Genomic DNA, 20350 nt, shown 5'->3' with positions numbered 1-20350 from the left:
TCGTTGCGGGGGTGGCTAGTTGGAGCATCGTCTTGATGGTTGTGCCAGTGTTCACCGATGGCAGCGCCGCAGTTGTCGGCGCCGCTCCGTTCCACGTCGTATAAGGCACTCTCGTTCCTCTCCCTGTTACCGGCCGCGCGGCGGCCGCAGCGTGGCCTCAATCGAGCCGCGCGCACGCACCTGCTTGCGGCCCGCGTCCACCCACAGCTCGCCGAACTCCCGCTCCCCGATCCGCAGCTGAATCACGATCGGGCCGCCGCCACCGCCATGGGCCGCTCCGGCCATGCGGCGTGAATCCGAGCCCGACCACACCCGGGAGCCGACCGGCAGATCCAGCAGCTCCGGCTCGTGCTCCCCCACCCACGTCAGCCCGCCACGCACACCACCCGACGCGGCCGCCCCGACGATCCCCCCGGCCGCCTTCTTCCCCACCGCCCGCTCGATCGCCTTCTCCATGGACTTCGCCAGCCTGTCCATGGACTTCTGCAGGTGCTCCTGCGAGTGCCGCAGCTTGTTCACCGCGACCGTCTGCGCCTTGATCGCAGCCCCGTACACGGCATCGGATGTTGTCTTGCCCGCAGCCCCGGCCGCCTTACTGATCTGCGACTGCAGGCTGTTGATCGACGCGATCTCCGACGGCGACGCCCCCAGCAGCGCTCCCGCCGTCTCCAGGCCGCCCCCGTTGATGCCGGCCTCCGCGATCTGCTGGATCAAGGCCTTCGACAGGTGCTTCGACTGCAGGCCCTTCAGCGCGCCGGCGAACGCGGTCGCCTGATCCCGCGACTGAGTGAGGCCGCCCATAATGGACGCGACCGTCACGGGCTGCCCGGATGCGCCCTGGGTGATGTTCGCGGCGGACAGCACGCCGGACTTCACACTGTCGGACAGCTGGGAAGCGGAGCTTTTGAGGTTGTCCAGCTTCGACTTCGCGCTGTCGAGGGACTTGGTGACCTTGTTGAGGGCCTGCTCGTGCCGGATCAGCGCCTTGCCCGCGGAGTCGAGTTCCTTCAGCAGGTGGTGTTCGGTGCGGCCGCGGGTGGCGGCCTTGATCTCGCTCGCGGCCTTGTTCAGGGCGTCCACGAGTGCCGAGAGGTCGCCGGGGGCGGCGAGGCCGTGCTCGAACGGGGTGCGCTGATATCCGGCGAGGCGTCCGAAGTAGCTGATGCCGAACTCGCCGTGGAGGGCGCTGCGGGCTTCCCTCTCCGCCGAGGGGAGGCCGCCCTTCGCGAACCCGGCGAGCTTCAGGCGGCCCTGGTTGATGGCCTCCAGCAGCGGCAGGTACTTGCGGGTGGATGCGGCGTTGACCACGAACTCAGTGTTCGAGATCTTTCCGACGGCGCCGCTCGCGAACATCGCCAGGATGCTGTCCGACGTTCCGGTGCCCGGGCCGCGGATCAGCCCGCTGGGCGCGACCTGGACGTCGCCGCCGTCCGCGTACCCGGCGAGGCCTCCGGTGGCGTTCTTCGTGATGCCGGGGATGTGCGGGCCAGCCTGCACCTTCTTGTAGTACTCAGTCGTGTAGACGCCGATGCCGATGTTCTTGCCCTGCAAACCGTCAACGGCTCCCTGCACGTCGCTGATCGCGGCCAAGGCAGCACCCGTCTTGGCAGTGATCTTGACGGAGCCGTCCTTCAAGTGGGTGACCTTGAAGCCGAACGCCTTCAGCACCGTCTCCGCTGTCTTGGACAGCGTCGTCAACGTCACCGACTTGGCGCCCGGCGTCTTCTTGACCGCCGCGTTGAACGCGTTGAGGTCGTGCTCAGCCCTCTTCTTCTCCACGCTGAACTGGAACTTCTTCGCCTCTGGCGCCTTCAGCAGCTCATCCGCGAGCCTCTCGGCCTGCTTCTTCGTGTCGCCCATCGCCTCAGCAGTGGCGATCAGAGATTCACGGCCCTTCTTGTAGACCTTGTCGACCGCGTCCCAGGAGACGTGTTCCTTGTTCTTCTTGTCGACGAGGTCTTCTGTCCTCGCAGCCAGTTGCGACAGTACGTCACGGTTCTTGCGGCCCGCCTCCGAGTGGACGTCGAGGGTCTTCCCGTTCGCCTTTACGGCCTTCGACGCGTCAGACATGGCCTGGTAGAAAGCCGTCTCCGCGTCGTACGCACCACGGTGCACCTGGTTTAGAGCCATGATCGACTGTTCGAGGCCCTTCGCGGACTGCGCTTCAGCGTCCAGCTTGGCCTGCGTGGAGAGCGCCGCATTCCCGAACAGACCCATGCTCTCGGCGGCGACCTCCTGGTCCCCCTTGAGCCCAGCGATGACCGCCTGATACTTCGGGATGAGCGCGGTCACGTCCTTCACTGAGTAGCCCTGCGCGCGCGCCGCCTGGCTGATGATCGCGAAGTCCTTCGCCGCGACCGAAGCGTGACCGCTCGACGCGAGCCCGGCCATGGCCTCGTCGAGGCTTTTGAACTTGCCCTTCAGCGAGTCGAGACTGTCCGAGCCCTTGATCGCGCCCGCGATGGAGTCAGCCAGGTCGTCGAGGCCCGGGACCCGGAACCCGAACGCCCCCTTGCTCTTCTCGGTCTCCGCGTTGAGCTTCTTGATGTCGGCGATCAGCCCGTTGACGTCCCCGAACGCGTTCTTCAGCTCGCCGGAGAACTTCCCCGAGGACGCGAGGTGATCCAGGGACGTCGTCAGCTTGTCGATGTCCGGCGGGGCTGTCTTCCCCAGATCCGCGAGCTTCGAGACGCCCACGGCGAGCAGCGCGAGCCCGCCGATCACCAGCGACGCCTTCCCGACCGCCCCCAGTTCCGCGAACGCCGCCCGCAGCCCGGCCACCCCGCCGCCGGCCGCGATGAACGCCTCCCGCATGTACATCGCCCGCAGCGCCACGCCCTCGAAGACGCCCTGTAGCGCAGCGACCGCCCGCCCGCCGACGGCCCACAGTGCCTGCGCCGCTGCGGCAGCCTTCATCGCCGCGGACACGGCAACCGTGGCCGTGAGGAGCCCGGCCAGAGCGGCGACGGTGCCGACAGTGGCCGTCTTGTGCTCCAGCATCAGGCTGACGAAGGCCTGCACTGGGGGGATGAGCTTCTCGCCCACGGTGATCATCAGAGCGTCGAATGACGCCTGCAGTTGCTTCGTCTGGAACGCGAACGTCTTCTGGGTGTCGGCCCACGACTGGCCGAAGCCCTTCGCGCCCTTCTCCAGCGCGGGGTACTTCGACTCCAGACGGTCCATCTGCCCGACGAGGATGTTCAGACCCGCGCCGGCCTTCCGGCCGAACGCGTCCGTGATGATCTGGCCCTGTTCCTTCGATGACACGCCGGCCGCGTGCATGTGCTGCACGAGGTCCTCCAGGGCCAGCTTGAGGCCGCCCTTCTGCATGTCCTTGGCCAGGGTGTCGGTCTGCAGGCCGATGCTCTTCAACGCGTCCGCACCGCCCTGGACGGGCTTGGCGAGGGCCATCACGGACATGCGGAGCTGGTTGCCTGCGAGGGCGCCGCGGATGTTGTTGTCGCCGAAAACCGCCAACGCGGCGCCGACGTCGGTGATGGACAGGCCGAAGCCCTTGACGGTGGCGACCATGCCGGAGCCGAACGCGGAGGCGAGGTCCTGCATTTTCATGTCGCCGACGCCGACGGTGGCGTTGAGGACGCCCATCGCCTGGTCGAAGTTCTGGACGCCGGGGATCCCGGAGGCGACGGCCGCGGTGAGGGCGTTGGTGACGTCGACGAGCTTGGCGTGGCCGGTGGTGGCGCCCTTGGCGGCGGTCTCGACGAGGTGCAGCGCCTTGCTGCTGCTGATGCCCATCGACTCGAAGTTCGACTCGACGTGGAACAGCGACTCCGCCAGCGAGTCGGGGTCCTGGCCGACCTTCCCCGCCAGCGCGAGGACGCCCTGCTTCAGCCCGGCCATCTTGTCCTGCGCCACCCCGGCCTGCGTGTGCAGCAGGGTCATGGAGGCGTCGAACTTGCTGGCCATTTTGATGGATTCGGCGCCTATGAGGGTGAGGGCGCCCCCGGCGACGAGGGCGGTCTTGTGGAAGGTCTTCATGGCGTTGCTGGTGCCAGCGACCTGCGACTCGACCTGCTTCATGGCGGGTCCGGCAAGATCCTTAGCCGTAATCAGGATCTCCACCACGTTGGTCATCCGGGTTCACCCCCAATCGTTCGATCAGCAGCAGGCGTAGGGACTCGGCGGGCTCGTCGTCTATTTCCGACGGCGTCTTGTGCCAGCGGTCGCACAGGCCGAGCACGAACTCGGCATCACTCAGCTCGCGAGGCTTGGTGACAGTGCTTCCATCGGGACGGACTCCACCAGGGATGGTTCGCCAGAGTTCGAGGTCTGCTCCAAAGGGGCGGGCACCCCAGCGACCGCTTCGGTCCATTTGCCGATGATGATGTGGATGAGCCCGGGTTCCTCGTCTTCCAGGGATTCCAGGGTGGGCGGCAGCGGCTGCCCGTCCTCGTCTTCCCGGGTCCACTCGACCATGTGGCTGGCGACGAGGCCGAGGAGCTGGTCGAAGGTGTCTCCGTCGGACTCGTCGCTGCTGGCGCCGCGCATCTGCCGCATCTCGCGGATGGTGACGGAGCGCATGACGACTTCGAGGCCTTCGTAGTCGCCGTCGGCGAAGATGAGCTTGTACTGCTTGGGGTTTCTCCTGCTACCCATCGTCATCTCTCCTCGTGCGGGCATGTGCCGCCGTTGATCTGTCGGCCGAGATTGCAGTTGTGGCAGAGCACTTGGAACCCGGCCGGGTAGTTGTGGCGGCGCAGCCAGCTGTAGAAGCCGCCTCCGCCTGTCTCCTGACGATGGGCTCGGCCACCGCCGTTGATGTGGTCCAGCGAGAGGAAGACGAGCATCTCCTCGCCGCAGCACACACACGCGGGCTCGTTGCCTCCGTATGCCTGGAGGGCTTCCAGCCGTACCTTCTGTCGCGCCGCCCGGCGCTTTTCGTCGAGCGCGCCATCGCGACATTCCGGCGAGCAGTACCGGCGCTGCTCCATCGACCCCACGAACTCCGAGCCACATCGGGCGCATTGCTTCGTGAGTGCGGGGCGACAGGCCGCACACAGCGTTCGAGCAGTGCTGCCAAGGCGCGCGAAGGGTTTCCCACACGACTCGCAGCGAGACGAGGTCATCCCGCTGTTTCGGCATTGCGTGCACTGATTGCGGTAGCCGCCGGTGTCCGTCCGACGGGCGAAGGCTTTCAGTGGCTTGGTCTCCCGGCACGACCGGCAGACCTTCATTCCCTCTGGGGCCTCGATCCCGAGGCAGGCGTCGCAGCGCCCGCAGTTCCTGCATGGCCTGTCGTACTCCTTCCTCGGCTTCGGCGGCTTCCGCTGCGCGGCTGCCTGTGCGGGGCGACATTCGGCACACCAGGCGTGCGCGTTGCCGCAAGACTTAACGGTGAACTTCCCGGACGTTGCTCCGCCCATGACCTGGCCTCCAAGTGTTGACGACTTGGATAGCCTATCGGTCAACTGGCGGACACTAGACATGACTTGGGCCTAGCTCCAGGTAGGAACGGCGCCATCCGCAAGGGCACCCGGCGCACTCCACGTAAGCTCTCCGGAGTTCGCGCGGGTCAGCTGGTAGTCGGAGAAGAGCGCCTCGAACGCGAGGGTGACGCCGTTCACCGTGTTCGTGCACGTCCGGTTCACCGACGTCGACGGAACCGTCTTGAAGACGTCGTGGGACAGGCCGGTCGCCGCGTTGAACACGCCGTTGTACGTGACCGACACGTCGGCCAGCAGCAGCAGCCGCTCAATCGCCGACTTGTCCACGCCGGTGATGTCCTGCACCCCTCGGGGCGTCGACAGCTGCCAGTTGGTGACGTCGTTCTTGATGTCCTTGACGGTGCCCGACGCGTCGTCCACCGACAGAGCTGTCTGGCCGAGACCTGAAGCCTTCGCCATGGGTGATCACCCCTTCTCGATCTGGTCTGCAATCGCCTGCTGATGCGTGGCGAAGTCCTCCACCCAGTCCTGCGCGCGCTGGTGCAGGCGGGCCTTCGTACCGCGCGGGTTCCCACGGAAGTCCCCGTCGCGGACGACGTACAGCGGCGGCCGGTCCACCCGGGCCCGGTGCTGCGAGACGCGGAAACAGTTCTGACCCGCCTCGAACACGAGGTACGTCTGGCCCTCCGCGACCTTCTCCTCGCGGTAGCGGCGCCCCGACTTGCGGGCAGCGTCCGCCAGATCCTCCGTGAGGGCTTCGAGATGGACGCGCCAGCCGTTCAGGTAGTGCGGGCAGTCCACCTCGGCGCACGTCGCCGGCCGGAAGTGCGTCGAGAGGGGGGCCCGCATCTCGTACGTCTTGTACGCGGCGGCGCCCATGAGCGGCTGCGGCCGGGACAGTTCGACATCCATCAGAACACCACTCCCGCAACCTCGTTCTTGATGACGTTCACAGCGAACGCCATCGAGGTGAAACCGGCCGTCGTCACCGTCACCGCGCGCACGTAGCGGCGGATAGTCGCGGTATTGGACAGGGCGATCCGCTGTGAGAACGGCGCCGCCGTCACCTGCGTGAAGGCGAACGAGGCGACGTCCGTGAAGCTGGAGTTGTCCGCGCTGTCCTGGATCTTCACCGTCGCATCCGTCCCGGTGAAGGAGAACACCTGCAGATACGCCTGGCCGCCGAAGCTGGCAGATGCGGTCGTGTCGATCGACGCGCCGTTCGTCGCGGCCGTGTCCGTGCGCACGCCGGCCGTCAGCTGCCTGCCCCACTCGATGCCGTAGCTGTTGGACTGCGCGCTCACGCCGAACGTCAGCATGCCGTCGGCCGCGCGCGTCGGGTCGTAGTTGACCTGCTTGCCCACCAGCGACGCGGCCGGGTTCCCGAGGAGCGTGCCCCGGCAGTAGGTCATGATGACGTCCGTGCGGGGCAGCGCCGCCAGCTTCTCGTGCGTGCCGCCGGTGACCGCGACGTGGTTGAAGAACGTCGTCATCTCGAAGCGGCCGTCCCTGTGGCCGCCGAGCCGTTCATGGGCCGACTTGTTGATGCCGGTCACGTCCAGCAGAGCAGGGCCGCCGCCGATCTGCCCGAGCTGCTGGATATCGCCCGACGCGTCGAAGCCGGCGATGTGGAGGCCGTCACCGAGCCCACTGGTCTTTGCCACTACGCCACCTGCTCCCAGAGGTCGTTGACGATGAGGGGAAGAGTGATCGTGAACACCCGGTAGTCGGTGCCGGACGTCTTCAGGTAGCCCGCGCGCCCGGAGAGGGGTTCGCCGTAGGCGCCGAGGAGGTCGACCTCGCGGACCAGGCCGCCGAGTTCGAAGTCGCCGCTGTAGGCGGTGAAGAGGGCGTCGAGGGCGGCCATCATGGCGGGGTCGATCGCGTCGGACGGCAGCTGCGCCATGGGCGTGTACAGGCGCACGAACAGCGCGAGCCGTGCTGACGTCGAGTTGAGGGCGGAGCCGCCGCGGGCGGGGCCGATCTGCTCGGTCCACACCGCGGCGGTCACGCCGGACGTGGGCGGCGACAGCGGTTCGTGCCCGTTCACGGCATCGAAGTAGCCGGACGCGAGCGCGTGGCCGGCCACTGCGTTGATGATGGTCGTCAGGTCGAGGCTCATTCCAGGGCCCCCATCTGGCGTGCGATGGCGGCCTCGGCGATGACGCGGGCCTTCTGCGCCATGCGGTTCCGGACGATGCGGAACGTGTGGTAGCCCTCGAACTTGGTGACGGGGGCGTTGCGGGAGCCGATGCCCTCCAGCCACGGCCCGTAGATCACGCCGCTGTCGTTGATGGAGTAGATGTCCGGCGCCACCCGGTCGGGCTTGACCTGCGATTCGTAGTAGCCCGTCGGGTGCTGCAGCACGCTGTCCAACTGCATGAGGACCTCGTAGCGGGTGTAGTCCGCGAGCTCCTCCAGCGCGACCTCGGTCATCGCCTTCACGATCGCGGCCCCGCGGCCCTCGACGACGGGGCCCTTCAGCCGCAGGTTCATACCGAATGAGGCCATGTCACACCACCCTCTGCCGGGCCTTGCGCCCATGAGCGGTGAACGCGCGGTCCCGCAGGTCGTTCAGCGCGGTGGCGGATACCGGGGAGGTCGTGTTGCCCGAACTGGCCTCCGTGCGGACCGTCCGGGCGTAGCCCGCGATCTCCTGCAGCAGCCGGTTCTCCGCCTCAGCGACCGCCAAAGCGTTGATCAGGGCGGGCACGTGGTGGATGCTGCACGCGGTCGCGTTGGAATGGGTCGCGGCCGTCGTGCCGAGCATGCCGCGGCGCACGGTCAGCGTGCGGAAGGCGTAGACGTGCGCGCCCGCAGTGTGCGCGGCGAGGACGGTGCCGTCCCACGCCCGTTTCACCGTGGCGGTGTTGCCGGTGATGTCGAGGATCAGCATGCGCTCGGAGTCGAGCTGGATGACCTCGTCGACGTGGACCTGTGTACCGTCCTGGACCGTGACCGCGTTGTCGCCGGGGTTCGCCGTCGTCGCCCCGGATACCAGGGTCTGGCCGGTGTCGTTGCTGGTCCGGTCGGTGACGAGCATCCGCTCGCTGTCGACGATCAGCAGGTCGCCGACGCCGACGAGGCTGCCGTCCGTCACGGTCACGCTGGTCGCGGTCGTCGAGGAGACCGCCGCAGCAAGCTGGCCGGCCGGGTCCGTGTCCGCCGGGCATCCGGCCCACGTGCCGGTGATGGAGATGTCCCGCTGGGGTGTCGAGCCCACCCCGAACGAGTAGGACTGGTCCCGGCGCAGCTCCAGGTAGTTGTACGGGGGCCCGGAGTTGACCGGCTCGAAGTTGCACGCGGACAGCGGGATCTGCACCCCGCCAGACGTGACCGACGTCGGGATCGCCGCCAGCTCCGACTGATCCAGCCACAGCCGCCACGGGTAGGCGTACTGGAAGTTCGGCCAGTCAAACCGCTTCGTGGCGTCGGTCGGATAGAACACGCGGTTCATCCGGCTGTCGATGTCCTGGCGTGCGGAGCGGATCGCCCGGTCGATCTGTGCGTTGCTGCGGGCGGTCTCTTTGATGTCGAGGGCTCGTTTGACCTGTTCGCGGGTGCAGTAGCAGACGCCTTCCTCGCTGAAGTTGGCGGCGGTCCCGCTGTACAGGGCGATGACGTTGATGGTTTCGGTCGCGGTGACCGGGGCGCCCGACTTCAGGCCGGACCAGGTGGCGAGGTACGCGCCCGCGGTGAGCGACGAGGGAGGTGTCCAGGCGTAGCCGTATGAGCCGGTGCCTGGGTGTGTGACGCCCGTCGTGGTGGCGGCGAGGGCGGTCGCGCCGGTGGCGATGCTCGTGATGGCGATCGTGGGGGTGGCGTCGAGGTTGACGAGGCTACCGCCCTGGAAGTCGTAGAACTGGCCCAGCAGGGTCACGGTCTGGCCCGCGATGACATCGGTCATGTCCAGCTCCCCGGGGTCCCGGAGGCTGTGCACAGGTGCCACGCGCCGGCGGAGTCGAGGACGACGTCGCCCGCCGTCCATGTGCCCGTTGTGGGGGCGCCCGCGGTCCCCTTGAAGCCGGCCAGGCGGATGTTCGCCAGGCCGTTCTTCTTGCCGAGCGCGGCCACGCCGGTGCCAGAGTCGATGTCGTGGACGTTGTCGAATGCGCCCGTGCCGAACTGGACACGGCCGATCAGGTGCGGGCCCGCGGCCTCCCAGCGCATGACGTTCGACTGCGCACCGGAGAAGTCGGCGTTGGCCCACTTGGAGATGAAGACGTCGAGCCCGGCGATCTCGAAGTCCAACCCTCCGCCGGTCACGCGCAGCCGATAAGCGCCGGTGCCATCGCCGCGCTTGACGGTGAGGTTGGCACCGTTGACCGCGACGTCGCCGGTGAACGTGGCACCCGCGAGAGGAGCGAGGAGAGCCACGAGCGCGTCGATGTACGCCTTCGCCGCAGCCGAGTTGGGGGTGTCCGGGGAGGAGTCGTTGAGGACTAGGTCGCCGGTCATGGTGTCGCCCGCCTTGTTGACCTTGCGGGTGTCGCCGGTTGTTGAGACGTAGCCGGTTGCGGTCATCTGCTCCTCCTCCCTCGAACTCGTCGTTGTGGTGCTGTGGTTAGCCGAGCGCCTGCATGCGGTGCCGGAAGATCCGGTCGCCGAGCTGCCACCACGAGGACCGGAACTCTCCCCGGCCCGGGACGGTGTAGGTGGTGCTGTGGAACCTGAGCACGTTGATCACTCCTTGTCATCGTCGGACTTACGGGAGCCCCCCGTAGCCCCCCGGCCCTTCCGCGACCCCGTCGAAGAGCCCTGCCGGCGGCTCCGGCCGGTCCCAGTCGCGGGGGTACTGCCATCCGTCGAATCGGCAGAACCAGATCCCTGGCTCGCTGGGCGGTCCTGCGAGGAGGGGTTCTCCGTCTCGGGGGCAGGCAGTTGGGGGTCCGATGACGTTGGGGTCTCGCTCGAACTCGGCTCGGGCCTGTCGTCGGATGTCGAGGAGTTGCTGCCAGCTGATACGTCATCGCCTCCTTCGGGTGCGATGTAGCCGATCTCCCCCGGCTGCGCGTCCGGGTTGGACGGGCCGCCCTCCACGGTGATGCGCGGCATGTCTTCCTCCTTCATGCGGTCGGCGAAGCGGGGCGCGGGGGCCTGACACTGGGGGCAGCGCAGCAGGCCCACCGCGAACCTCGCGGTGCACTCCGGGCAGGTCTCCAGCACGTCAGGCCGCCACGACCTGCGCGCCGTTATCCAGCGGCACGTACACGAGGTCCCACTTGACCGAGCCGGTGTTCGTCGCGGACGTGGTGATCGTGATGTTCCCGACCGGCACCACGAACAGGGCCGCCGCGCTGATCAGCGTGCCTGCCTGCGTGGACAGGTCCACCGCAGTCGCACCGCCGGGGTTGGCCGTCATGTGCGTGCCGATCGGCGCGGCGATGATGCTCGAAGCGGTACCGAGTGCGGTCGTCGAGCCGGTGCCGACCGTCGGCGCGGTGCCGATCGCCAGCGTGCACGCCTGGTTCTGCACCGCGGTGGTGACCTCGCCGACCAGGCCGCGCACGAGGATGCGGCCGCCGGAGACGACGAAGATGTTCCCGGTCGCGGACGCGGGCAGCGTGTTCGTTGCCCGGCTGACCAGGATGCCGCCGGAGAGGGTACGGACGTCGGCGTTCTTGATGATCGTCGTCATCGCCTACGCCCCCAGGATTTCGAGGTTCGCCGGCTTCCGGGCCACGGTCAGGTCGTGGAGGATCGCCGTCACGAGCCCAGACGCGCCGACGGACACCTTGAGGTAGGCGCTCGGGTCGGCGATCTGCGACGTCAGCACCGTGAACACGACCGTGCCGGAGGAGATGGTGACCGCGTTGGACGCGGACTGCGTGGCCTCCACCCAGGCCGCGGTGCCGTTGGTCGCCGTGTTCGTCCACTTCTTGGTGATGATGTTGCCGGGGCTCGCGTAAGAGCCGCCGAACGTGGACGCCACAGTGAGAGTGAAGGTGTCGTTGCCGGTGCAGACGAAGCTGCACGCGGACGCGCCGCGGAGCTTGAATGCGTTTCCGGCGGCGATCGGGATCACGTTGTACACGCGCCCGAGTCCGTGCATGCCTGCCATTGCTGTGCCTTCCTTTTGTGACTGGGGTGGTTAGCGGGGCGTCACTGCCGCAAGCTCAGCGGGAAGCGAGCTGGACGACGGGCGACAGCTTGGCGGTGCTGCCGTTCTTCGGGGTGATCGCGGACTGCAGCCACGGGCGGCCGTCGACGCGCTCGATCACGCGGTACGCGGTCTTGTCGTTGGCGAACTTGTAGTGCTCGGAGCTCGACGACTGCATCTCCATGCGGTCGCCGATGAGGTAGTAGCTGAGGTCGACGAAGGAGATGTCGCCGGTGGTGCCGAGCGGGCCGGTCTTCTCGGTGAAGTACACGGGCCGGCCGAGGATGGTGGCGGGCGGGGCGTCCATGCCGCCCTGGCCGCCGGCCATGTTGCCGATCCAGACGGGGCCGCCGCCGGTGCCCACGGACAGGGCCATGGTGGCGAGCTGGGGGAAGGTGTCGATCGACGCGATCCAGACGGCGCGCCCCAGGCTGGTGGGGAGCATCTGGGCGTACATCTTGACCAGGTTCTCCCAGACGATCGTCCCGGAGGGCTGCCCGGCCTCGGCGGCGACCTGCACGGACACCGGGGAGTTGATGAACCCCATGGGCTCGCCCACGCCGGTGCCGGTGAGGAACGCGACGTCCTCGAACCAGCTGATGGCCTTCGGGAAGGTGCCGGAGAAGAAGCCCTCGAACGCGGGGGCGTCCATGAGGAGTTCGTTGGGGACCTCGGCGTAGGCGGTGAGCTTCTTCGCGTCGAGGACGACGCGGCCGAAGCTGGCCTGCGACTCGGTGAGGCCCGCGGCTTCCTCGGTCCAGTAGCCGACGACGCCACCGAGGATCGAGCTGGTGTGGGAGGTGTCGTCGATCATCGGGATCGGCACCCGCAGCGACGACATGGGGATGACCGTGGCGCGCGGCCGGACCACCGCGGTCTCCAGCGCGACCTGGAGGATCTCGGAGCGGAGCTCCTCCGGGATCAGGAAGCCACCGTCCGCCGGGACCTCGCTGCCGTAGGAGTTCTGGATCTCGATGAGCTTGTCCAGCTTCGGCCGCAGCTCACCGAAGTCCTTCAGCCGGTCGGCCCGGTACCAGGTCGAGCGGAAGAACTCCGACGCGTCGGCGAAGATGCCGTCCGCCGCGGCGCCGGGGGCCCGCCGGTTGTACAGGCTCTTGCGGGCGCCGGACGACAGGCCCTTGATCTCCGGGGACAGGGCGTGCGCGCGCTCGCCGGCGAAGTCCACGGGCGGCTTCGCGTCGGAGCCGTTGTTCTTCAGGTACTCGGCGAGCACCAGCTGCATCTGCTCGCGGGCCTGGGCGTTGATCTCGCCGCGGTTGGACTTGTCGACGGCGGTGGCGTAGCCCTCGATGAACTTGCTGAGCTCCTCCTTGGATGCCCAGAGTTCCTTGAGCTTGTCCGCGTCGTTGAGGACCTCGGCCAGTCCCGCCGGGGAGTCCGGAATGGTGATCGTCACAGCTTCGCCTCCTCGGCGGTTGTGAGCCACGCCGGGAGCGGCGCGGAGTCGGTGGTGAGCCAGCCGGGGAGGTCCTCGGCGTGGTTGCTGATGGCGCCCTCGTCGGCGTTGCCGCCGTCGGGCGCTTCGGGCTCCTGCGGGGCCTCGCCGTCGCCTTCTCCGGCGTCCGGGGCGGGCTCCTCGACTGCGGCCTCAGGTGTGCGGACAGCGGCGCGCAGGCGTTCCACGAGGGCCTCGTCCAGGGCGCCCTCGACGCTGATCGTCAGGCGTGGCGCTTCCGGCCCGGCCAGTTCCTGCAGAGCCGGCTCGGACGGTACGGAGGCCTGGGGCAGAGTGCGCAACTGGGCTGCGATCCGGCCCGGGACGTCGGAGAACGCGGCCACATCGAAGCCCACCGGCAGTGCCGCCTGTCCGTCGCCGACGCGATCTGCGAGTCCAGCTTCGACGGCCTGGTCGGCGGTGTACCAGGTCTCTTCCTTCATGGCGGCCCGCCACTGGTCGGCCGTGCCGCCTGCCGAGCGGGCGTAGATCGCGGCCAAGTTCGCTGAGACATCGTCCAGGGTGGCTGCGGTCTTGGCGAGTTCGGCCGAGTTCCCGGCGGCGTACGTGAACGCCTCGTGGATCATCAGCATGGAGCCGGGCATCATGACCCGCTCGGTCCCGGCCTGCGCGATAACGGACGCGATGGACGCGGCGATCCCGTCCACGACCGTGGTCACGTGGCCCTTGTGGGTCTCAATCGCGTTCTTGATCGAGATGCCGTCCCAGACGTCGCCGCCACCGGAGTTGATGTGGACCTCCAGCGGTCCGGACAGGCCGGCGAGCTGGTTGGCGAAGCTCTTCGCGGTGAGGCCTTCGCTGAACCAGCCGCCCTCGCCGATGTCGTCGTAGACGTCGACGCGGGTCACGCCTGCCTGGGCGCTGATCCGGGCCTTGATGGGGCGAACGTTCTTCATCGGACACCTGCCCGGTTCCATGCGATCTGGCGTTCCATCAGGGCTTTCAAAGCGGCTTCCGCAGCCTCGTCGCCGTCCGGCTCCGGCTGCGGCGGTTCGGCCAGCCAGCTGGGAGGCGCCGCAGGTTCCTGCACTGATCTCTCGACCACGCCCATGTCGGGCAGGCCCACGGTCTCCAGCACGTCGTGCGGGTCGAAGTTGGCGCTCACGAGCATCTGCGCGGCCTGCGCCTTCGACTTCAGCTCCAGCGCGTCCGCCTCGCGGTTGGAGGTGACCGGGTCTTCGTAGTCGAACTCCACGCCCTCACCCGTCGACCCGAACAGCGGGAGGTAGGAGCAGTCGAGGGCGTCCCGCCACCGGTCGAGGCGGTCGGTGAGCAGGAAGCTCTCGAAGTGCTCCTGCGCGGTGACCGCATTCGCGCGGTTCACGTCGTCCGAGGTTCCCAAGATCGCCTTGTGGATCGTGAACGCCTCACGGATCACGTCCCTGGACATGCCGCGGAGGTTCCCGAAGTCCATGTCGCGGATGGTGTGCGCGTTCGGCACCCACTCGGCGCCCTGCTCCAGCACGGCGACCCGGTGGGCGGCGCCCATGCCGCGGTGGGACTCGCGCCACCGGTTGGTGAACTCGTTCCACTCGTCATCGCTGAGGCGCTTGTCGACCTGGATCACACCGCCCGGAGTGGCGGAGTTCAAGAAGAAGTTCCGGTTCCACTGCGCCGAGTACTTCGCCGCGTCGATGTCGACGAGGATCGCCTGGACCGGGCCGAGCCCGTGATACGGGTCGAACGGGTTCGGATATTTGACCTGGATGACCTCGTTCGTCCCCAGCGGCACCAGCTCGCCGGACGGGCCCCGGTACACGTACCCGGCGAGGAAGTCGTCCCGGGACGGCACCGGTTCCATCCGGTCCGGGCGCACGGGCCACAGCCCGGTGGGGAACGTGGCCCGGGAGTCGCGCTGCACGACGAGGTAGGCCTCGCCGGTCAGGTCCAGGTAGGTCTGCGCGAGTTCGCGCAGCTGGAACCCGGACATGAACGGGTTGGGGCGCTTCCACACGTTGATGGCTTGGTGCTTGACGACCTCGACCCGTTCGTCGGATCCCTTGTCGCCGGTCGTGTAGCGGCGGCGGCCGTCTTGGGGCTGCTGCCGGTAGAGGTGCCAGCCCTTCTTCGCGGTCTGCCGCGCGAGCATGCTGACGATGGAGAAGACCGTGCCCGAGGAGGCGTAGGCCCGCATGTAGCTGGTCGGGTCGGCGCCGGCCTCCATGCCGGACTGGCGCAGGTAGCCGCGGCCCGCGTAGGGGACGGGCGGGGCGGTGTTCGCCTTGTTGAGGAACGCGCCGATGAGGCTGCTCACGGTTCGGCCCTCAACACGGCGATATCAGCGCCGCCTTCGAGGACCATGCACTTGGTGTCCGGGAACATCTCCTTGAAGCGGGCGGAGATCTCCTCGAACTCCTCGGCGGTCAGCAGGTTCGGGCACTTGAGGACGAGGATGTCGCCGGGCCGCAGCGCGAGGCGCTCGACTTCGACGGTGTCGAGGAGTTCGGACCCGGTCATCTGCCACCGCCGGGCGCCGAGTCCAGCTTCCAATCGAGCAGGAGCACGGTCACGCCCGTGGTGATCCATCCAGCGATCGTGTGGGCCTCGAACGCGCCGACGTCGATGCAGCCGAGTCCGGTGACGGTGAGGAGGCTGCCGGAGAGGCGGTCGGCGGTGGCCTGGATTTGCGCGGCGGCGTGGCGGGCGAGGTGCGCGAGAGCACCCGGGATGCGGGGGCGTCGGGTGGCGCGCAGGCCGTCGATCACTGCCGTCATGCGGCTGATGGTAAGCGCGTTTGTGGGGTTCCTACAACTGAGACCGCTGTATACCCGTGATTGGTTGTGGAGAAGTCACAGAAGCGTGTGGTTTGTGGGGTCAGAACAACACCTCAGCCGAGCACCCGCACACTCGGCCGCCCACCCAAGTCCCGCTCCGCGACCATGTACCGCAGCGCGTCCATCCCGTGATCGTTCTCCTTCAGCGGCTCCTCCTTCAGGCCGCCGCTGTTCCCCGGCTTCACCGCCCACACGTAGCCCGTGAGCTCCTCCTCCGTGCACGCCGGCTTCTTCGCCCCGTCCAACTCCGCATCCCGCTCCACCAGCGCGCCCCGCACGATGAACAGGCGCGGCCGCCCGTCCGGTTGCACCTTCAGCCGGGACTGCACCGCCTGAATGCCGTCCGACACCGACTTGTGCGCCGCCGAGGTCCCCATGCCGAGGTGCTTCTCCAGCGTCGCCCGGTCCTCCGCGTCGTGATCGCAGATCACCCCGCGCGGCCGCGGCTCCCGCCACTGCCCGGACGGCCAGATCATCAGGTCGCGCGCCTGCCTGGCCATGTCCTCCACCAGGCGCCGCGTGTGGTACAGCTCCCGGTACAGGAAGAGCCGGCCGTCGCCGTCCTCGGCCCACCACTGCATGACCATGGGGTTCGTAAAGCCAAAGTCGACGGTGATCCACCGTGTCCACTGCAGCGGGATCGTGAACTGGTCGACCAGGTGCACGGCCTCGTCGAACCCCTCGTAGATCAGGCCCTCGGCCGCCGCCCATGTCCCGTCACGCAGCCGCGACTTGCGGACGCCGGTCAGGGCGTCGAGCTTCGCCATGTAGGCCTGGCCGACCTCGGTGAGGGATCCGTCGGCGTTCACATAGGCGGGGTTGTCGCGGTGCCGGGAGACGAGCATCTTCGCCTGCCCCTGGTCGCAGCGCTGCTTGATCCAGTGCGTGGGGTGGGCAGGGTTGCAGGCGCCCATCTGCTGCTGCCAGGAGAGCTTGCCGTTGCGGAGGCGGGTGCCGACGGACTCCCAGTCGTTCAGGGTGAGTTCGGTGGCCTCGTCGCCGAAGACCAAGTCGTATTCCGCCGACATGATCTTTTCCGGACGGTCCATCCCCGCCACGTCGATCTTCGCCCCGTTGCTGTAGCGGTAGCCGGGCGCCTCCCGCGCCGAGCCGCCGAACCACTTCACGATGCCCCGCGCGAGCGCGTCCGCGATGACCTTCTTCTCCCACGTCACCAGCGTCGTCGACCCCAGGGAGACGGCCGTCTTGCGGAAGATCAGGCCGCGCATGTCCGCGTTGTGCAGCGCGATCAGGTGCAGCCGGAACAGACACGCCAGGCTTTTGCCGGTGCCGGCCGGGCCCGCCATGAAGACTTCGGAGTCGCGGCACTTGAAGAGCTGCTGTGCAGCGCCGCGAGGCTCGTAGCGGACGATGGCGTCCTGGTCGAGCGCGGTCGTCATGTGCGCACCAGGCTGACGCCGTGCGCCCTGTGCATGCGGGCGACGAAGTTCCGCAGCCAGTCCGGGTTGATGCGGGCCTCCATGCGCAGCACGGCGGCCACGTCCTGATGGTTCGCCGGATTGCGGGCCCAAGCCGCGACGGCCTCGGCCGACGGGCCGGCCGGGCGTACGAACCAGCCCCAGATGCGTGGTTCCAGGTGGGGCATGTCGTCGGCCATGTCGAACCAGGCGTCCAAGCACGGCTTGCACAGGCGCACGTGGGAGCCGTCGGCAAGGCGGATCCACGCGACGGCGGGTTCGGGGCAGGTGCGGCAGGGCCCGTGTTTGCTCACTTCAGGTCCTCCGGGTTCACGCCGACGACCTCGTACTTGACGCTGCCGGACACGGCGACCTGCGCGGGCTGGTCGAGGCCATGCAGCTTGCGATACGACTCACGGATCCTGAGCGCGGTCTGGATCGCCTGCAGCTTCGGCCCGTTGTCCGCGAGGGGCTTCTCCTCGCGGGTCTCGGGGTCGAGCATCGTGACGACCTTGCCGTGGCTGACCGTCACGTGGTTGGCCTCGATGACCTCCATGGCCATGACGTACAGGTCGTCGAGCTGCTCCGACTCAGCTTGGATCAGCTTCGTGACGGCCGGCCGGGCGACGTCGGCCTTCGCCGCCTGCACGCCGCGCCATGCCTGACCCCTGTCGCAGTAGCCGAAGAGTTTGGCGAGGTCCTCGTAGCGGGTGCCGGGGTGGTCGGCCAGGTAGTTGGCGGCGGCGGCGTCGCGTTGGACGGTGGTCATGCCGCGGACGAAGTGGCCGCGGGCGTCGCGGGGGCGGTCGAGGGGGTGCGGGGCGCGGTCCGGCACCGGCTCGGGGTCTGGCTGGTTACCGGTTGTCATGGTGTGATGGTAACGATGTGCGTCAACTGGTGGGCAGGTGCGCGCAGGGCGAAGGCCCCGTCCCGTGGGTGTGCGGGGGGCGGGGCCTTCTGCTGTGCGGGGGTCAGTTGTCGTACGAGGGCTCGATCTCGCCGTCGTCGCAGCATTCGGATGTCTCGTCGTCGACCTCGTCGCCGCAGGAGTTGCAGAACCAGTAGGCGGGTTCGCGGTCTTCGTCGTCGGTCATGGGGTTCATCCTGTCGTGTCGGGCGGTCAGGCGGCGAGGGCGTCGGCGAGGATGCCGATGCGCTGGGCAATGGGGCAGTCGACGGGGTAGAGCACGGTGACGGTGGCGAGGCCGACGGTGCGGGACTCCGTGGTGTCGGCGGCCGGGCGCTCGATCACGTAGGCGGTGCGGTGCACGGTGTAGGCCTGGATGCGGTCGAGGCGGAAGGAGCGGACTTCGCCGGTCTCGCGGTCCATGGCGCGGACGAGGATGTCGCCGGCGTGGCTGACGATGACGTTGAAGATCTCGATGGTGCGCAGGGTCTCGGTGCCGTCGGCCTTGGTGTAGGTGATGGTGACGGGGTGCTTGGCGTCGAGGGCTTTGATGAGGCGGGTGAGGGTGGTGGTGCTGGTCTCGTTCGCCGTGTGCCTCATCGTCTACCCCCTGCTGTGGTGCGGTTTCTGTAATACGAGAATGCACCCGCACCAGGGGGCTTGTCAACAGGCTTGCGCAGATGGATCCTAGTTTCTGTAATACGCAACCCGAGGAGGACCCATGGCTCGGCCCGCCACCGGCCAGACCCCGCCCATCTCGTTCCGCCCCCCGCAACAGCTCCTGAAGGACTTCGACGCCACCGTCGAGGAGGGCCGCTCCCGGTCCGACGTGCTCATCGAGCTGATGCACGAGCGCGTCACCAAGAAGGAGCGCGAGCGCGCGGCAGCAGAACGCGTGGCCCGGGACGGCGACCCCGACACGCGGTGCGGGGATGCCCACCGACCAGACCCTCAGAGCACCACCCCCCGAAGCGTTGCCCGCTGCGTACGGGGGCTCGGCCACCCTGGGGATCACATGGGTTCGGACTTCGACGGGACCCAGCAGTACCAGTGGCCGCAGCGCCCGGTGGGCAGCGAGGAGAAGACCACATGAGCGAGCAACCCGAGCCCTTCAACGTCGACATGCTGTACCTGGAGGCGGAGCACTTCGCCCTCATCGCCGAGTCTCGGCCGCCGCTGGAGCCTGGGAAGCGCGTAGTATCCATCGGCCGCCCGTTCCAGGGGCTCATGCCGCGCGAGGATGGCGCGGGCCCGGTGCGCCCGGGCGAGGAGCCCACATGAGCCAGCCACCCCAAGGCCACATCGACTGCCCCCACTGCCACGCCACCCCGCCCACCGTGGACGTCCGCATCCTCGTCGGCCGCGCAGACGGCACCACCGTGGAGATCCTGCACACGAAGGACTGCGTGGACTACCCCGAGCCGCCGAGTGAGGAGCCCACACCATGAGCGACACGACCACCCGCTACCCGCAGCCCCGCGAAGGCATCACAGGCACTGCGCGCACCGAGGACGACCTGCTCGACCTCGACGACAAGGCCATCGCTCGTCGCCTCATGATGATCGGCACGGCCAAGGCGCTCCGCACTGCCACCCTCGTCGGCAACCCGGCCCCTGTGGTCGCCGACATGTGGGCCCGCATGCGCGACCCGCGCCCTGGCGACCTTGTCATGGAATCCGGCACGCCGTTCCGGCGGAACGATCCTGACGCGCAGATCAAAGGCTTCGGCATCCTCATCGCCCACCGCGAGGAATGGGCCTCCACCGATGAGGAGTGGGCTGCCACCTGCGCCGAGGATCCGGACGTCCGCGAAGACGAGCGGCTTCATGACCACGCCTGGTACGTCCAGTACGGGCCTGCGGCCGAGGATGTGTGTCGCTGGACGAACTGCGAGTTCATCGCGATCCCTACGTAGCCCACCGCATGACGACGGCCCCGCCCGACCACTCCCCGGGCGGGGCCGCAGCACGTCACAACCCAGCAACACCCTTCCCCCACAACACACCCACACCCCACACTCACCCCCATGACCGACACACCCCGCAAAGCAGGCGCCGTCGACGCCGGAGTCTTCGTCGCCGCCCTCACCCTGTTCTTCGCCAGCATCGCGCAGGGCTGGACCGTCCTCGCATGGCTGTCCGGCGTCGCGCTGATCGGCGTCATGGTGACGAACGCGGCCCGACGCCAGCTGACGCGCGAGGACAAGCAGCCAGGGGACGGCCGGCCGTGGCGACGCGGACCGCAGTGAGGACATGAGTCGACCCCAGCC

The 20350-nt window shown here is 68.2% G+C and carries 27 protein-coding genes; 5 read left to right on the top strand and 22 right to left on the bottom strand.

The features are described from left to right. Positions 1 to 126: 126 nt before the first annotated feature. From ACWC1K_RS25035 to ACWC1K_RS24930, 22 genes are all read right to left on the bottom strand, one after another. Entirely contained in the window at positions 127 to 4095 is a 3969-nt protein-coding gene (locus ACWC1K_RS25035) for a phage tail tape measure protein (protein WP_450834422.1), read from the bottom strand. Between the two features lie 120 nt (positions 4096 to 4215). After that, positions 4216 to 4623, bottom strand: a complete 408-nt coding sequence (locus ACWC1K_RS25030) for a hypothetical protein (RefSeq protein ID WP_450834420.1) — start codon at positions 4621 to 4623, stop codon at positions 4216 to 4218. Then, positions 4620 to 4808, bottom strand: a complete 189-nt coding sequence (locus ACWC1K_RS25025) for a hypothetical protein (RefSeq protein WP_450834419.1) — start codon at positions 4806 to 4808, stop codon at positions 4620 to 4622. Before ACWC1K_RS25025 ends, ACWC1K_RS25030 begins: the two co-directional genes overlap by 4 nt. A gap of 648 nt (positions 4809 to 5456) precedes the next feature. Then, positions 5457 to 5864, bottom strand: coding sequence for a hypothetical protein (locus ACWC1K_RS25020; RefSeq protein ID WP_450834417.1), 408 nt, complete (start codon positions 5862 to 5864; stop codon positions 5457 to 5459). A 6-nt stretch (positions 5865 to 5870) separates the two neighbouring features. Continuing rightward, positions 5871 to 6317: a hypothetical protein gene (locus ACWC1K_RS25015; RefSeq protein ID WP_450834416.1), complete on the bottom strand. Its 447-nt coding sequence runs from the start codon at positions 6315 to 6317 to the stop codon at positions 5871 to 5873. Further along, positions 6317 to 7069, bottom strand: a complete 753-nt coding sequence (locus tag ACWC1K_RS25010) for a hypothetical protein (RefSeq protein WP_450834414.1) — start codon at positions 7067 to 7069, stop codon at positions 6317 to 6319. The genes ACWC1K_RS25015 and ACWC1K_RS25010 overlap by 1 nt, the downstream gene beginning before the upstream one ends. Then, positions 7069 to 7527: a hypothetical protein gene (locus ACWC1K_RS25005; RefSeq protein ID WP_450834413.1), complete on the bottom strand. Its 459-nt coding sequence runs from the start codon at positions 7525 to 7527 to the stop codon at positions 7069 to 7071. Before ACWC1K_RS25005 ends, ACWC1K_RS25010 begins: the two co-directional genes overlap by 1 nt. Then, positions 7524 to 7916: a hypothetical protein gene (locus ACWC1K_RS25000; protein ID WP_450834411.1), complete on the bottom strand. Its 393-nt coding sequence runs from the start codon at positions 7914 to 7916 to the stop codon at positions 7524 to 7526. Before ACWC1K_RS25000 ends, ACWC1K_RS25005 begins: the two co-directional genes overlap by 4 nt. 1 nt (position 7917) lies before the next feature. Continuing rightward, positions 7918 to 9312 carry a hypothetical protein gene (locus ACWC1K_RS24995; RefSeq protein ID WP_450834410.1) on the bottom strand — a complete coding sequence of 465 codons (1395 nt, stop codon included), beginning with the start codon at positions 9310 to 9312 and terminating at the stop codon, positions 7918 to 7920. Beyond that, positions 9309 to 9929, bottom strand: coding sequence for a hypothetical protein (locus ACWC1K_RS24990; RefSeq protein ID WP_450834408.1), 621 nt, complete (start codon positions 9927 to 9929; stop codon positions 9309 to 9311). Before ACWC1K_RS24990 ends, ACWC1K_RS24995 begins: the two co-directional genes overlap by 4 nt. A gap of 643 nt (positions 9930 to 10572) precedes the next feature. Next, the gene (locus tag ACWC1K_RS24985; protein ID WP_450834407.1) at positions 10573 to 11043 is read right to left on the bottom strand and encodes a hypothetical protein; all 471 of its coding nucleotides are present in this window, start codon (positions 11041 to 11043) and stop codon (positions 10573 to 10575) included. A 3-nt stretch (positions 11044 to 11046) separates the two neighbouring features. Next, positions 11047 to 11466, bottom strand: a complete 420-nt coding sequence (locus ACWC1K_RS24980; RefSeq protein WP_450834405.1) for a hypothetical protein — start codon at positions 11464 to 11466, stop codon at positions 11047 to 11049. Between the two features lie 55 nt (positions 11467 to 11521). Further along, the gene (locus ACWC1K_RS24975) at positions 11522 to 12922 is read right to left on the bottom strand and encodes a phage major capsid protein (RefSeq protein ID WP_450834403.1); all 1401 of its coding nucleotides are present in this window, start codon (positions 12920 to 12922) and stop codon (positions 11522 to 11524) included. Then, complete coding sequence (locus ACWC1K_RS24970; RefSeq protein ID WP_450834401.1) at positions 12919 to 13878, bottom strand: head maturation protease, ClpP-related; 960 nt, start codon at positions 13876 to 13878, stop codon at positions 12919 to 12921. The genes ACWC1K_RS24975 and ACWC1K_RS24970 overlap by 4 nt, the downstream gene beginning before the upstream one ends. After that, entirely contained in the window at positions 13875 to 15236 is a 1362-nt protein-coding gene (locus ACWC1K_RS24965; RefSeq protein WP_450834399.1) for a phage portal protein, read from the bottom strand. The genes ACWC1K_RS24970 and ACWC1K_RS24965 overlap by 4 nt, the downstream gene beginning before the upstream one ends. Then, positions 15233 to 15439 carry a hypothetical protein gene (locus ACWC1K_RS24960; RefSeq protein WP_450834397.1) on the bottom strand — a complete coding sequence of 69 codons (207 nt, stop codon included), beginning with the start codon at positions 15437 to 15439 and terminating at the stop codon, positions 15233 to 15235. The genes ACWC1K_RS24965 and ACWC1K_RS24960 overlap by 4 nt, the downstream gene beginning before the upstream one ends. Then, positions 15436 to 15696 (bottom strand): hypothetical protein, encoded by a 261-nt coding sequence (locus ACWC1K_RS24955; protein ID WP_450834396.1) that lies wholly within the window; start codon positions 15694 to 15696, stop codon positions 15436 to 15438. The genes ACWC1K_RS24960 and ACWC1K_RS24955 overlap by 4 nt, the downstream gene beginning before the upstream one ends. A 113-nt stretch (positions 15697 to 15809) precedes the next feature. Then, the gene (locus tag ACWC1K_RS24950) at positions 15810 to 17156 is read right to left on the bottom strand and encodes a phage terminase large subunit (RefSeq protein WP_450834394.1); all 1347 of its coding nucleotides are present in this window, start codon (positions 17154 to 17156) and stop codon (positions 15810 to 15812) included. After that, positions 17153 to 17488 carry a hypothetical protein gene (locus tag ACWC1K_RS24945; protein ID WP_450834392.1) on the bottom strand — a complete coding sequence of 112 codons (336 nt, stop codon included), beginning with the start codon at positions 17486 to 17488 and terminating at the stop codon, positions 17153 to 17155. The genes ACWC1K_RS24950 and ACWC1K_RS24945 overlap by 4 nt, the downstream gene beginning before the upstream one ends. After that, positions 17485 to 18042, bottom strand: a complete 558-nt coding sequence (locus tag ACWC1K_RS24940; protein ID WP_450834390.1) for a hypothetical protein — start codon at positions 18040 to 18042, stop codon at positions 17485 to 17487. Before ACWC1K_RS24940 ends, ACWC1K_RS24945 begins: the two co-directional genes overlap by 4 nt. A gap of 103 nt (positions 18043 to 18145) precedes the next feature. Next, a complete protein-coding gene (locus ACWC1K_RS24935; protein ID WP_450834388.1) occupies positions 18146 to 18268 on the bottom strand; it encodes a hypothetical protein in 123 nt (40 codons plus the stop codon). Between the two features lie 26 nt (positions 18269 to 18294). Beyond that, positions 18295 to 18681, bottom strand: coding sequence for a WYL domain-containing protein (locus ACWC1K_RS24930; protein ID WP_450834386.1), 387 nt, complete (start codon positions 18679 to 18681; stop codon positions 18295 to 18297). A 121-nt stretch (positions 18682 to 18802) separates the two neighbouring features. Between ACWC1K_RS24930 and ACWC1K_RS24925 the strand changes: the two genes are divergently transcribed. The 5 genes from ACWC1K_RS24925 (at position 18803) to ACWC1K_RS24905 (ending at position 20329) form a co-directional block, all read left to right on the top strand. Continuing rightward, the gene (locus ACWC1K_RS24925) at positions 18803 to 19174 is read left to right on the top strand and encodes a ribbon-helix-helix domain-containing protein (protein WP_450834384.1); all 372 of its coding nucleotides are present in this window, start codon (positions 18803 to 18805) and stop codon (positions 19172 to 19174) included. Then, a complete protein-coding gene (locus ACWC1K_RS24920; protein WP_450834383.1) occupies positions 19171 to 19362 on the top strand; it encodes a hypothetical protein in 192 nt (63 codons plus the stop codon). Before ACWC1K_RS24925 ends, ACWC1K_RS24920 begins: the two co-directional genes overlap by 4 nt. After that, complete coding sequence (locus tag ACWC1K_RS24915; RefSeq protein ID WP_450834381.1) at positions 19359 to 19529, top strand: hypothetical protein; 171 nt, start codon at positions 19359 to 19361, stop codon at positions 19527 to 19529. Before ACWC1K_RS24920 ends, ACWC1K_RS24915 begins: the two co-directional genes overlap by 4 nt. Next, the gene (locus tag ACWC1K_RS24910; protein ID WP_450834380.1) at positions 19526 to 19996 is read left to right on the top strand and encodes a hypothetical protein; all 471 of its coding nucleotides are present in this window, start codon (positions 19526 to 19528) and stop codon (positions 19994 to 19996) included. The genes ACWC1K_RS24915 and ACWC1K_RS24910 overlap by 4 nt, the downstream gene beginning before the upstream one ends. Positions 19997 to 20107: 111 nt before the next feature. Continuing rightward, positions 20108 to 20329: a hypothetical protein gene (locus ACWC1K_RS24905; RefSeq protein ID WP_450834378.1), complete on the top strand. Its 222-nt coding sequence runs from the start codon at positions 20108 to 20110 to the stop codon at positions 20327 to 20329. Positions 20330 to 20350: the final 21 nt, after the last annotated feature.

The organism is Streptomyces sp. NPDC001492, from assembly GCF_053597275.1.
The sequence above is the reverse complement of the archived record's forward strand: the minus strand, read 5'-3'. Positions and strand labels throughout refer to the sequence as shown.